At 72.2% G+C, this 12,773-nt stretch carries 11 protein-coding genes and 1 tRNA gene; 6 read left to right on the top strand and 6 right to left on the bottom strand.

What is annotated here, in order from left to right; all coding sequences use genetic code 11:
* Window positions 1-165: 165 nt before the first annotated feature.
* A complete protein-coding gene (locus tag ACIQGZ_RS02820; protein WP_402598919.1) occupies window positions 166-1,230 on the top strand; it encodes an ArsA-related P-loop ATPase in 1,065 nt (354 codons plus the stop codon).
* Complete coding sequence (locus tag ACIQGZ_RS02815) at window positions 1,227-2,480, top strand: ArsA family ATPase (RefSeq protein ID WP_402598917.1); 1,254 nt, start codon at window positions 1,227-1,229, stop codon at window positions 2,478-2,480. Before ACIQGZ_RS02820 ends, ACIQGZ_RS02815 begins: the two co-directional genes overlap by 4 nt.
* Before the next feature lie 41 nt (window positions 2,481-2,521).
* On the opposite strand, the gene ACIQGZ_RS02810 is transcribed toward ACIQGZ_RS02815, so the two are convergent.
* Window positions 2,522-2,839, bottom strand: coding sequence for a WhiB family transcriptional regulator (locus ACIQGZ_RS02810; RefSeq protein ID WP_402598916.1), 318 nt, complete (start codon window positions 2,837-2,839; stop codon window positions 2,522-2,524).
* 391 nt (window positions 2,840-3,230) lie between these two features.
* Here ACIQGZ_RS02810 and ACIQGZ_RS02805 point away from each other — a divergent pair, with 391 nt between their 5' ends.
* Window positions 3,231-5,531 (top strand): transglycosylase domain-containing protein, encoded by a 2,301-nt coding sequence (locus tag ACIQGZ_RS02805; RefSeq protein WP_402598914.1) that lies wholly within the window; start codon window positions 3,231-3,233, stop codon window positions 5,529-5,531.
* A 127-nt stretch (window positions 5,532-5,658) separates the two neighbouring features.
* On the opposite strand, the gene ACIQGZ_RS02800 is transcribed toward ACIQGZ_RS02805, so the two are convergent.
* Window positions 5,659-6,120 (bottom strand): GatB/YqeY domain-containing protein, encoded by a 462-nt coding sequence (locus tag ACIQGZ_RS02800; RefSeq protein WP_402598912.1) that lies wholly within the window; start codon window positions 6,118-6,120, stop codon window positions 5,659-5,661.
* A gap of 189 nt (window positions 6,121-6,309) precedes the next feature.
* Here ACIQGZ_RS02800 and ACIQGZ_RS02795 point away from each other — a divergent pair, with 189 nt between their 5' ends.
* From ACIQGZ_RS02795 to ACIQGZ_RS02785, 3 genes are all read left to right on the top strand, one after another.
* Window positions 6,310-7,239, top strand: coding sequence for a D-alanyl-D-alanine carboxypeptidase family protein (locus ACIQGZ_RS02795; protein ID WP_402598911.1), 930 nt, complete (start codon window positions 6,310-6,312; stop codon window positions 7,237-7,239).
* A 113-nt stretch (window positions 7,240-7,352) separates the two neighbouring features.
* Window positions 7,353-8,294, top strand: a complete 942-nt coding sequence (locus ACIQGZ_RS02790; RefSeq protein ID WP_402598910.1) for a metallophosphoesterase — start codon at window positions 7,353-7,355, stop codon at window positions 8,292-8,294.
* Window positions 8,295-8,386: 92 nt separating this feature from the next.
* Window positions 8,387-8,460, top strand: a tRNA-Pro gene (locus ACIQGZ_RS02785).
* A gap of 299 nt (window positions 8,461-8,759) precedes the next feature.
* Here the strand turns inward: ACIQGZ_RS02785 and ACIQGZ_RS02780 are convergent.
* From ACIQGZ_RS02780 to ACIQGZ_RS02765, 4 genes are all read right to left on the bottom strand, one after another.
* Entirely contained in the window at window positions 8,760-9,557 is a 798-nt protein-coding gene (locus ACIQGZ_RS02780; RefSeq protein WP_402598909.1) for a DUF4097 family beta strand repeat-containing protein, read from the bottom strand.
* A gap of 132 nt (window positions 9,558-9,689) precedes the next feature.
* Window positions 9,690-10,580: an SURF1 family protein gene (locus ACIQGZ_RS02775; RefSeq protein ID WP_402598908.1), complete on the bottom strand. Its 891-nt coding sequence runs from the start codon at window positions 10,578-10,580 to the stop codon at window positions 9,690-9,692.
* Between the two features lie 111 nt (window positions 10,581-10,691).
* Window positions 10,692-12,005, bottom strand: a complete 1,314-nt coding sequence (locus ACIQGZ_RS02770; protein WP_402598907.1) for a DUF4232 domain-containing protein — start codon at window positions 12,003-12,005, stop codon at window positions 10,692-10,694.
* The gene (locus tag ACIQGZ_RS02765) at window positions 12,002-12,523 is read right to left on the bottom strand and encodes a SigE family RNA polymerase sigma factor (protein WP_402599952.1); all 522 of its coding nucleotides are present in this window, start codon (window positions 12,521-12,523) and stop codon (window positions 12,002-12,004) included. The genes ACIQGZ_RS02770 and ACIQGZ_RS02765 overlap by 4 nt, the downstream gene beginning before the upstream one ends.
* Window positions 12,524-12,773: the final 250 nt, after the last annotated feature.

Below are 12,773 nucleotides of genomic sequence, written 5' to 3'. Positions count from 1 at the left end.
CCCTGTGAGGTCCGACACAAAAGGCCGCAAATCCCCCTTGTCTCCGGACCCCTCCCCGCATCCGTCCGGTCGGCTGGTTACGCTCGCGGCGTGGACAGGCGCCTGTTCGGGCAGGTGTTCACCAGGCAGACGAGCGGACGGAGCCGGTGCGGGATGAGGTCGACTATGGCGCGCACGCCCGACGGCGGTCCGGGCGGTCCGCACTGGGACGGCGTCCGGCTGCACGTGGTCAGCGGCAAGGGCGGCACCGGCAAGACCACGGTGGCGGCGGCGCTGGCCATGGCGCTGGCCGCCGAGGGCCGCCGCACCCTGCTGATCGAGGTGGAGGGGCGGCAGGGCATCTCCGAACTCTTCGGCACCGCCGCCTTCCCCTACGAGGAGCGGAAGATCGCCTCGGTGTCGCCGGCCCGGCTGGGCCTGACGGGCAGCGGCAGCGGTGAGGTGTTCGCGCTGGCCATCGACCCGGAGCAGGCGCTGCTGGAGTACCTGGACATGTTCTACAAGCTCGGCCGGGCGGGCAAGGCGCTGAAGAAGCTGGGCGCCATCGACTTCGCGACCACCGTCGCACCCGGGCTGCGCGACGTACTGCTCACCGGCAAGGCGTGCGAGGCCGCGCGGCGCAAGGGCCCGGACGGCCGCCGGGCCTATGACGCGGTGGTGATGGACGCCCCGCCGACCGGACGCATCACCCGCTTCCTCAACGTCAACACCGAGGTGGCCGGCCTGGCCCGGTTCGGTCCGATATACAACCAGGCGCAGGCCGTGATGCGGGTCATCAGGTCACCGGAGACCGCCGTCCACCTGGTCACCCTGCTGGAGGAGATGCCGGTGCAGGAGACCGTGGACGGCGTGGGCGAGCTGCGCGAGGCCGGGCTGCCGGTCGGTGGCATCGTGGTGAACATGGTCCGCCCGCCGGTGCTGGACGAGGCCGCCGTACGGGCGGTCGACGGCGACCACCGCGAAGAGGTGGCCCGCGCCCTGGTGGACGCCGGGCTCGGCGGCCGGTCGCGCACCGCGACGGTCACCCGCGCCCATGTCGAACCACTGCTCGACCCGCTGCTGGACCAGGCGCGGGAGCACTCGGAGCGGGTACTGCTGGAGCGCGAGCAGCGCGCCGACCTGGCGCAGCTCGATCTGCCCTCGTACGAACTGCCGCTGCTGGGCGGGGGCGTGGACCTCGGAGGTCTCTACCGGCTGGCGGCGGAGCTGAAGGAGCAGGGGGCGGCGTGACCGCGCGGACGGACAGCAAGGGCACCAAGGGCAGTACGGACAGCACGGGTGGCGGGACGGCCACCGCCGAGACCGCTCTGGACGTCGACGCGCTGCTCGACGACCGGGAGACCCGGATCATCGTCTGCTGCGGCTCCGGGGGCGTCGGCAAGACCACCACGGCGGCGGCGCTCGGGGTGCGGGCGGCGGAGCGGGGCCGCCGGGTGGTGGTGCTCACCATCGACCCGGCGCGGCGGCTGGCCCAGTCCATGGGCCTCAGCGAGCTGGACAACACCCCCCGGCCGGTCAAGGGCGTCGCCGCCGACAACGGCGGCGAGCTGTGCGCCATGATGCTGGACATGAAGCGGACGTTCGACGAGATCGTCCTGGCCCACTCCGACCCGGAGCGCGCCCGGACCATCCTGGAGAATCCCTTCTACCAGTCGCTGTCGGCCGGCTTCGCCGGGACGCAGGAGTACATGGCCATGGAGAAGCTCGGCCAGCTGCGGGCCCGGGACGAGTGGGACCTGATCGTGGTCGACACCCCGCCCAGCCGCTCCGCGCTGGACTTCCTGGACGCGCCGAACCGGCTGGGGTCGTTCCTGGACGGGCGGTTCATCCGGGTGCTGATGGCGCCGGCCAAGGTGGGCGGGCGTGGCGCGATGAAGTTCCTCGGCGTCGGGATGGGCCTGGTCACCGGGGTGCTCAACAAGGTGATCGGCGCCCATGTGCTCAGCGATGTGCAGACCTTCGTGACGGCGTTGGACTCGATGTTCGGCGGCTTCCGGGAGCGGGCCGACCGCACCTACAAGCTGCTGCAGGCGCCGGGCACCGCGTTCCTGGTGGTGGCCGCGCCGGAGCGGGACGCGCTGCGCGAGGCGGCGTACTTCGTGGACCGGCTGGCGGCGGACCGGATGCCGCTGGCCGGGCTGGTGCTCAACCGGGTGCACACCACGGGCGCCCCGCAGCTCACCGCCGAGCGGGCGTTGGCCGGCGCCGAGACCCTGGAGGAGAACGGCCACGACGAGGACGGCGGCGGTGCGGGCGAGAACGGGGGCGCGGCGGCGGCTGCCGAGGCGGTGGCCGCCGGGCTGCTGCGGCTGCACGCGGAGCGGATGCAGGTGATAGCGCGGGAGCGGCAGACCCGCGACCGCTTTGTCTCGGTCTATCCGGACGTGGCCATCACCGAGGTGCCCGCACTGCCCGGCGATGTGCACGACCTGGACGGTCTGCGGCGGATCGGGGCGCGACTGAGCACGGCGTCGGCCTGAAGGCGTCGGCCTGGACGGACCTGGTGGGGGTGGGGCGGCCGTCAGCCGGCTTGCGCGTAGTCCGGAGCGCCGACGGTCACCTGCTGCTCGTACTCGGTGCGCGCGGTCTCCAACAGCCTGCGCCAGGAGGTGACCGTCGGACGCCGGCGCAGCAGTGCCCGGCGCTCGCGCTCGGTCATCCCGCCCCAGACCCCGAACTCCACCCGGTTGTCCAGCGCGTCGGCCAGGCACTCGGTGCGCACCGGGCACCCGCTGCACACCGCCTTGGCGCGGTTCTGCGCCGCCCCCTGGACGAAGAGCTCGTCCGGATCACTCGTGCGGCAGGCGGCCTGCGCGCTCCAGTCGTCAACCCAGCTCATGCTGGCGCCGTCCTCTCCCGAATCGAGGCTCCCCCACGGCGGCAACGGCGTGTCGACCGCTGCCAGTTGAGGACGTTACGGAAGAACGAGGGCTGGCAACAGCCCCTTCAGGCCCAATCTGGGATGGTCCGAACGGACTATGCGTGCCGAAGATGTCACTCGCTGGAGTGATGCCGAACGAGGCTCAGCCCAGGTACGCCACGGCAGACGGGAGGGGGCTTCGGGGGCCTCCGACCGACGTACGACGTCTGGCATATGCCTGCGATCCGGGCAAATCTCATCACCCACAAGAGTGAACACCGAGAGATCGCGGAACTTGTCGCAAGCTTGTGACAAGCCTAGGCGAACACATGCCCACCTGTCCGGGATTCCCAGGACGTAGTCTCTTCCCATGGCACCGAAGCGATCCGGGTCTCCCGTGGACAAGGCCAAACTCGCCGTGAACTTCGCCGGCGTCAGCGTCCTGGCGGGCCTCCTCACCGCCGGACTGGCGCTGCCCGCCGTAGGCGCCCTCGGCCTGACGGCGAAGAACACCGCCAAGAGTTTCGAGGACATCCCGGACGACTTCAAGGCACCGCCGCTGTCCCAGGCGTCGTACATCTACGACGCCAAGGGCGGCCTGATCGCCAAGATCTACGACCGGGACCGCACCATCCTCAAGCTGGACGACATAGCCCCGGTGATGCGCCAGGCCCAGGTCGACATCGAGGACGCCCGCTTCTACCAGCACGGCGCCATCGACCTCAAGGGCGTGCTCCGCGCCGCCACCAAGAACGCCGAGTCCGGCGACGTCCAGGGTGCCTCCACCCTGACCCAGCAGTATGTGAAGAACGTCTTCATCGAGGAGGCGGGTGACGACAAGGACAAGTTCCTCGAAGCCACCCGGCAGACCATGGGTCGCAAGATCCAGGAGCTGAAGTACGCGATCAAGCTCGAGGAACAGCTCACCAAGGACCAGATCCTCACCAACTACCTCAACATCACCTTCTTCGGGAACCAGGCGTACGGCATCGAGGCGGCGGCCAACCGCTACTTCAGCACCCACGCCAAGGACCTCACCCTCCCGCAGGCGGCCATGCTGGCCGGTCTGGTGCAGAACCCCACGGCCTACGACCCCACCCTCCACCCGCAGGCCGCCAAGAACCGGCGCGACACGGTGATCCGGCGGATGGCCGACCTCAAGCACATCACCCAGGCCGAGGCCGACAAGGCGATAGCCACCCCGCTGACGCTGAAGTACTCCGCCCCGCAGAACGGCTGCATCACCGCGCAGAAGGGCATGGGCTTCTTCTGCGACTACGTACGGAACGTGCTCCGGACCGACCCGGTCTTCGGCAAGACGAAGGCGGACCGCACCAAGCTGCTCTCCCGTGGCGGCCTGCGGATCTACACCACGCTCGACCCCGCGACCCAGGCAGCTGCCAACGCGGGGGTCACCAGCAGGGTGTACGCGAGCGACCGTGATGTCGCGGCGATCACCATGGTGAAGCCGGGCACCGGCAAGATCCTCGCCATGGCGCAGAGCCGCCCGTACGGCCTGGACACCAAGAAGCACCAGACCCAGGTCAACTTCAGCGTCGGAAACGACCTGGGCAGCGGCAACGGCCAGCCGGTCGGCTCGACCTTCAAGCCGATCCTGGCGGCCGCGGCGATCGAGGGCGGTACGCCGCCCACCCAGGTGTTCTCCTCGCCGAACAAGATGGACTACCCGACCATGTCCACCTGCGACGGCCAGTGGGTGGCCAACGGCGACCACACGCAGAACGAGAGCGTGAGCGAGGTCGGCCCGTACAGCATGCAGGAGGCCATGAACAAGTCGATCAACACCTACTTCGTCCAGCTGGAGCAGCAGATCGGCCTCTGCCCGGTGACGAAGATGGCCGAGAAGCTGGGACTGGGCGTCCAGGCCACCGGCGCCAAGATCGACCCGGTCGCTTCCCTGACGCTCGGCGTGTTGAACTACTCGCCGGTCCAGATGGCCAGCGCCTATGCCACGTTCGCCGCCCGTGGCACCCACTGCAAGCCGATCGCCATCACCTCCGTCGTCTCCGGCAGCAAGCGGCTGGCCGTGCCCAAGGCCGACTGCCAGCAGGTGATGTCGGAGAAGACGGCGGACACCATCAACACCCTGCTGTACGGCGTGACCCAGGACGGCACCGGTACCACGGCCGGCCTGACCGACCGCGACAGCGCCGGCAAGACCGGCACCACCGACGCGGCGGGCCACACCGGCCCGATGAACGCCTGGTTCAGCGGCTACACCCCCGACCTGGCCGCCTCCGTCTGGCTCGGTGACCCCAACCAGCAGAAGACGATGCTCAATGTGACCATCGGCGGCAGGTACTACAGCCAGGTCTTCGGTGCCGACGGTCCCGGCCCGATCTGGAAGGCCGCCGTGTCGGGGGCCCTCGCCGGGACGCCCGCGAGCTCCTTCAACAAGATCTACATCCCCAAGCCGCAGCCGCCCAAGCCCGCAGACGACGGCAAGGGCAAGGGGGACGACGGCAAGGGCGACGACGGCAACACCCACGGTGGCAACACCACCATGGGCCAGACCATCGCGGGCCTCCCCGGCGGGGGGATCTCGCTGCCGCCCGGCTTCGGCGGCAACCACGGGGGCCGCAACAACACGACCGGCAACACCACCGGTGATGCGACGGGTAACGCGACCGGCAACACCACCGGCCCCTGACCACCGCTCCTCGCACGACGAAGGGGCACCCCGGATCTCCCGGGGTGCCCCTTCCGCTGTGTACGGGCTACTTCTCGTACGGGTGCTGTGTACGAGCGCTGCGTACGAGCGCTGCGTACGAGCGCGCTCAGCCGGCCAGGGCCCGCTTCACCGCCGCCGCCACCCGGCCGCCCTCGGCCCGGCCGGCGACCTTGGGGTTCACCAGCTTCATCACGGCGCCCATCGCCCGCGGCCCCTCGGCACCGCCCGCCGCCGCCTCCCGTACCGCCTCGGCCACGATGGCCGCCAGCTCGTCGTCGCCCAGCTGCTGCGGCAGGTAGCCGGCCAGCACCTCGCCCTCGGCCCGCTCCCGCGCGGCCGAGTCGGTGCGACCGGCCTGGCCGAAGGCGTCGGCGGCCTCGCGGCGCTTCTTCGCCTCGCGGGTGATGACCTTGAGCACCTCGTCGTCCGAGAGCTCGCGGGCGACCGTACCGGCGACCTCCGCATTGGTGATGGCGGTGAGCGTCAGCCGGAGCGTGGCCGAACGCAGTTCGTCCCGGGCCCTGATCGCGGCGGTGAGGTCCTCCTGGAGCTGCTTCTTGAGCGTCATGCCCACATTGTGCCCACAGCCGCCGCCGGGTCGCGCCGCATTAACCCCGCCACGTCGACGGCACGTCGACGCCCCACCGTGCCAACACCCCGTCGCGGCACGGCAGTCGGGCGCAACCCTCCCCGCTCGCGGCGCGTCGTACTTCCCGGATCAGTCCGATCATCAGCCCAGTTCCGAAACGGAGCACCCATGAGTTCCGGGTTCACCGGCGTCCGCCGTCTGGCGGCCGCCCTGACCACCACCGCCGCACTGCTGGTGGTCGTCCCGGCCGCGCCCGCCCAGGCGGCCCCCGCCGGTCCCTCCGGCATCAGCGCCAAGGGAGCCATCCTGATCGACGGCTCCAGCGGCAAGGTCCTGTGGAGCAAGGCCGCCGACACCAGCCGGCAGATGGCCAGCACCACGAAGATCATGACGGCCATGGTGGTCCTGGACACCAAGGGCGTGAACCTCAAGCGCAAGGTCACCATCAAGAAGCAGTACCGCAGCTATGTCGCCGCCAAGGGCGCCAGCACCGCGGACCTGCGCACGGGGGACAAGGTCACCGTCGGCCAGCTGCTCTACGCGCTGATGCTGCCCTCCGGCTGCGACGCCGCGTACGCGCTCGCCGACACCTTCGGCAGCGGCAAGACCACGGCCGCCCGCACCTCGAACTTCATCGCCAAGATGAACAGCAAGGCCAAGTCCATGCACCTGAAGGGCACCCACTACGACTCCTTCGACGGCATATCCGCCAAGGGGAAGAACTACACCACCCCGCGTTCGCTGGCGCTGCTGACCAAGCACGCCCTGGGCAACAAGACCTTCCGTACGGTGGTCAGCACCACCAAGACCCGGCAGAAGGTCAGCAATGGCCGTACCTACACCTGGTACAACACCAACAAGCTGCTCGGTGCCTACAAGGGCGCCATCGGCGTCAAGACCGGCACCAGCACCCCCGCCGGACCCTGCCTGGTCTTCGCGGCCAAGCGGGGCGACCGGATGGTGATCGGCGTCCTGCTGAACGACAAGGCCAACCGGTTCACCGACGCCGCCAAGGTGCTCGACTGGACGTACGGGGTCAAGAAGACCGCCACCACCTTCGCCCCGCGCAGCCTCCCGGCGGGCGCCCCCACCGACTGACCCGGCTCCCCCGTTTCGCGCCCCCGCGTACGCGCTCGGGGGGCGGCTCGGAGTGGGTCTCCGGGCCGCCCCTCGGGCCACCGCGCCCGCCCGGCGTCTGCGATCATGGAGTGATGCGACCGCTGTACGCCGTGCCCCTGGGAATCGCCGCCACCGGCGCCGCCTGCCTCGCCTACTCCGCGGGCTACGAGGTACGCGCCTTCCGCCTGCGCCGCGTGGAAGTACCGGTACTGCCGCGCGGCGCCCGGCCACTGCGCGTCCTCCAGGTCTCCGACATCCACATGGTCTCCGGCCAGCGCCGCAAGCAGCGCTGGCTGCAGAGCCTGGCGGCCCTCCGCCCCGACCTGGTCGTCAACACCGGCGACAACCTCTCCGACCCGGAGGCGGTCCCGGAGGCCCTGGACGCCCTGGGCCCGCTGCTGCGGTTCCCCGGCGCGTACGTCTTCGGCTCCAACGACTACTACGGGCCGGTCGCCAAGAACCCGCTGCGCTACATCAGCGCGCGGCTCTCCGGCAACCACGGCCTGAACGCCTCCGACGGCACCGCGCGCCGCGGCATCACCGGGGCCGTCCACAACCCCTGGGAGCAGCTGCGGGACGGCTTCGACGCCGCCGGCTGGCTCAACCTGACCAACACCCGGGGCCGGCTCCGGATCAACGACCTGGAGATCGCCTTCACCGGGCTGGACGACCCGCACATCCGCCGGGACCGCTACACCGCGGTCGAGGGCGGCCCCGACCCGTCCGCCGACCTCTCGCTCGCGGTCGTCCACGCGCCCTACCTGCGGGTACTCGACGCCTTCACGGCCGACGGCTACCCGCTCATCCTGGCCGGGCATACCCACGGCGGCCAGGTCTGCATCCCCTTCTACGGCGCCCTGGTCACCAACTGCGACATCGACCCCGACCGCGTCAAGGGCCTCTCCACCCACACCGCCGCCGGCCACCGCGCCCACCTGCACGTCTCGGCCGGCTGCGGCACCAACCGCTACACCCCGATCCGCTTCGCCTGCCCCCCCGAGGCCACCCTCCTCACCCTCCTCCCCCGCCCCTGACCACCCAGCCGCCCCACCCCCGCAAACCGGATTTCGTCTCCCGCCGCAGGTCCGGTAGAGTTCTACTCGTTCCGCCGGAGACGGCGGGACACCGGGGTGTGGCGCAGCTTGGCAGCGCGCTTCGTTCGGGACGAAGAGGCCGTGGGTTCAAATCCCGCCACCCCGACCCAATGCAGAGGGCCCACCGGAGAGATCCGGTGGGCCCTCTTGGCGTTGTGCGTCGCGGCGTCGCGGCGGTGCGGCTGGGTCCGGCTGGATGGGTCGGGGGCTCCTGCTTTTGCGTGGAACCTATGGCGAGGGTGGCGACTCTTACGCAGTAGGTGCCAACGGGCGCCGGATGGATGCGGCCGGTCGGGGAGCCGCGCCGAGCGGAGGGAGCCTGGCAGGGTGGCAGATCGCAGCGGGGTAGCTTGCCGCCGGTCGCTTTTGCGGGTGGTGGTTCGCTTCCGGGGGTGGTGGCGGCGGTCAGTGGCCGTCGTGCAGCAGGGTGATGTCGCCGGTGCCGCTGGCGGCGGAGATGGTGTGGGCGTCGTCCTGGGCAGTCGGCAGATCGCCCCGGTGGACGGTGCCGACGCGGCTGGAGAGGTCCAGCCGGTAGCCGGTGGGGCCGTCGGGGAGGTGCAGGGTGACGTCCCCGGACCTCGAATCGGCGCTGACCCGGGCGGGGACGGCCGCGAAGGAGAGGTCGACGTCGCCGTTGGTGGTCCGGGCGCTGATCTGCCCGGCGTGTACCGCAGTGGCGGCGATGTCGCCGTTGGTGGTGCGGAGGGTGACCGCGGCAGCGGTGCCGCCGCCGGTGGCGGCGATGTCGCCGTTGGTGCCGGTGATGCTCAGTGGCGTGCTGAAACCGCTCGCGTCGACGTCCCCGTTGCCGCCCTGCACGGTGACGGTGACATTCCTCGGTACCTGCACCACATGGTGGACGGAGCAGGAGCCGAGCCCCCAGCCGCAGTCGACCTTGAGGTTGAGCGTGCTGCCGCTGAGGGACCAGGAGACATTCGCCCCGCCGCCGGCCTTCCAGATCTTGATGCGGCGCTCCACCTTCACCTGGTCGACGTCGGCCGGGGCGAGGGTGAGGTCGGTGTTCTGGGCCACGATGGTCAGCCGGCTGCCCGAGAGGGCGAAGGACCGGTGGTCCGGGTGGGGATCGCTGTCGGCGGCGCCGGCACCGCACGCCGTGGTGGCGGCGGCAAGCAGGGCCACCAGGGCGGCGGCCCCGGCGGTGGTCCGGGTGCGCCTGCGGTGCTGGCTGTCCGTGGTCATCGTTCGCTCCCCCTTGGTGGTGTGCGAACGACACTACGGACCGAGGCAGGGCCTTCTCGATCCGGTGCGCCGGTGGATCGGGGGTGGGGGAAACCCCCGTACGCCGCCCGAGGGCACCGGGAGGGCCGGGGGTCAGACCGGCCGTACGGCAGTCGGCTCGGCGGTCCCGGTCTGGGCGGTCCCGGTCTGGACGGTCCCGGTCTGGGCGGTCCCGGTCTGGACGGCTCCGGCGTCGGCAGTCGGGCCCTCCGGCTCGGGGATGAGCCCGAGCGCCAGGTCACGGGCGGTCTCGGCCTCCCGGCGGGCCAACCGGAACCACATGAAGACCACAAAGCCCGCAAAGACGAACCACTCCAGCGTGTAGCCCAGGTTCTGGAAGGCCCGCAGGGTCAGGCCGTCCCCGCCCTCCGGCTGCACGGTGGGTACGGCGGTGAGACCCGCCGGCGCGTCGTCGGCGGCCACCCAGCCGTCGTAGACGCCGTACGGCAGGACGTTGACCAGGGTCGCCGGGCTGATCATGCCCAGCTGACCGGCGGGCAGCCCACCGGCCACCGCGCCGTCGGTGCCGCTGGTCTCCGGGGCCTGGAGACGGCCGGTGACCGTGACCCGGCCGGTGGGTGCGGCCGGCGGCGCGGCCGTGCCCGGGGCCCCGGCGTGCCAGCCGCGCACCACGGCCACGGCGGGCCCGTCCGCCGTACGCAGCGGGGTGAGGACGTAATAGCCGTCCTTGCCGTCCACGCTGCGCTGTGGGACCAGCAGTTGGTGGGCGGCGTCATAGCTGCCGATGGCGGTGACCTCCCGCCCCACGGTGTCGGTGCGGACCTGCGCCGGGCTGCCGAGGACGGTCGCCAGCGGCGCCGCCGCCACCGGGGCGGCGGCGGCCCGGTCGGTGTCGCGGTGGGTGTCGACCCGGTCCTCGAACCGTCCGAGCTGCCAGGTCCCCAACCACAGGCAGAGCAACACGGCGATCAGCGCGAACGCGTTGAGGCCGATCCAGCGCGGGGTCAGGAGGAACCGGTACATCCCCCCACGGTAACCACCGCGCCCACCGGCACTCACGCGCGGGTCCATCCGACACCCCGACCGACAACCCCGCCCGGCACCCCGGCTCGGCCCCCGCCGGCAGCCCGGCCGCTAGCCGGCGGGCAGCAGGCCCGTACGGTAGACCGTCCCCGAGCAGGCGCCCGAGATCGTCACCGGGCCCACGGTCGGGGCGCCGGTGGACGCGGTGTGGCTGAGGCTGACGCTGGTCACCGTGCTGGGTGGCGGTTCGCTGGAACCGCCGCCGTCCGGTGCCGCAGCCCCGCCGTCACCGGTGGTGGACTGGTCGGTGTCGGTACCGGCGCTGCTGCTGGTGGTCGGGGGGGTGGTAGTGGGGACGACGGTGCACGCGGTGCCGTTGGCGCCGTCCGGTACCCAGCCAAACCGCACCAGATAGGACCCACCGGGCTGGAGCACCAGGCTGTCGGAGGCCGCCGAGGGATCGGGCAGCCCCCCGGCCGGGTCGCCGCCGGTGTGCGCCAGGACGGGGACCCGCGACGCGTCGGTGCCGGATGCCCCGCTCACGTACACCGTGCCCGCGCCGTCGACCGTGCACGCCGCGTCGGACGAGTTGACCACCGAGAACGAGCCGTAGACCGTGCTCGCGCCATCGGAGGCCGACACCTGGGCCGCACCCGCGCCCAGCTGGTCGCCCCGGCAGGTCGGCACCTCCGTACCCTTCGCGGTCGACCAGTCGGTGACGTCCGGCCCCCCGGCCGGAGGCGTCGGCACGGACTGTCCGATGCCCGGTCCGCCCGCCGCTGCGGTGGCGCCGCCGCCCGGCCGGTGGTCGGGCGGCGCGGAGACGGACCCGGTGGGCTCCGGCGTCGGCGTGTCGGTGGGCAGCACCAGGGCACCGTCGGCCGACGGCTGGGAGGTCGGCCCGTCGTCGCCCAGGCCGCCCACCGGCCGGGTGGCGACGCCACGGTCCGCGACCGGGTCTCCGGTGGCCGAGCGCAGCGCGGGCACCGCGGCGACCGCCAGCAGCAGTACGGCGGCCGTCCCGGCCCACGCCTGGCGGCGACGGGCCCGGCGGCGCGGTACGGCGCGCTGGATGTGCTCCAGCGTGCCCGGTGTCGGGTGCAGGTCGCCCACCGCGCGGTGCAGCATGCGGCGCAGCTCCTGCTCGGCGGCGTCCATCCCGGCCTCGCCGCTGTGCAGGTCGTGCACCCCGTCGAGGTCATGTGGGCGGTCGAGGTCGTGTGGGCGGTCGAGGTCGTGCACGCCGTCGAGGTCGCGCGGGCCGTCGGCGGCGGAGCCGCCCCGCACCAGGCGGAGCCGGACGGCCCCGGCCGGTTCGCCCGGCGAGGCCATGGGGGGCGTCGGGGGGACCGGGATGGCCGGGCTCTCCCGGTCGGCGGCGGGCCCGTCGCCGGGCGGCGGGCCGGAGCGTTCGTCGCCGCTCATGTCTGCGCCTCCATGGTGACCCGGAGCGCCGCCAGCCCACGCGAGCCGTACGCCTTGACCGAGCCCACCGACACCCCCAGCGTCTCGGCCACCTGAGCCTCCGTCATGTCGGCGAAGTAGCGCAGTACCAGGACCTCCCGCTGGCGGCGCTGGAGGCCGCGCAGGGCGGCCTTGAGCTCGTCGCGCTCCAGCGCCTCGTACGCCCCCTCCTCCGCGCTGGCCATGTCCGGCATCGGCTTGGGCAGCAGCCGCAGGCCGAGGATGCGGCGGCGCAGGGCGGAGCGGGACAGGTTGACCACGGTCTGCCGCAGGTAGGCGAGCGTCTTCTCCGGTTCGCGGACCCGGCGGCGGGCGGAGTGCACCCGGATGAACGCCTCCTGGACGACGTCCTCGCAGGAGGCGGTGTCGTCCAGCAGCAGGGCGGCCAGCCCGAGCAGCGACCGGTAGTGCGCCCGGTAGGTCTCGGTGAGCAGGTCGACGGTGGTGCCCTCGGCGGTGTCGGCCGACGCCGGCTCCATGCGGTCAGCCGGTCGGCGCACGGCCGGGAAGGGCGTGATCACGGCTGCTCCACCGGCGGGCGCGGCTGACGGAGTGCGGGCTGCCCGGGGTGCTGCCACGGCGGCCGGCGCTGCCGCGAGGGCGAACAGGACGGGCTTCCTCCGGGTCGCGGGGCGGCCGGACACGGCTGCGGCGAGCAGAGCCGGACGCGGTACGCCGACCGCCCGGACGGCTCGGCCGCCCGCTCCGCCGACACTTCTGCTCTCCACT

This window comes from Streptomyces sp. NPDC092296, from assembly GCF_044755465.1.
Classification (GTDB): Bacteria; Actinomycetota; Actinomycetes; order Streptomycetales; family Streptomycetaceae; genus Peterkaempfera.
This window is presented reverse-complemented; position numbering and strand designations above follow the sequence as displayed.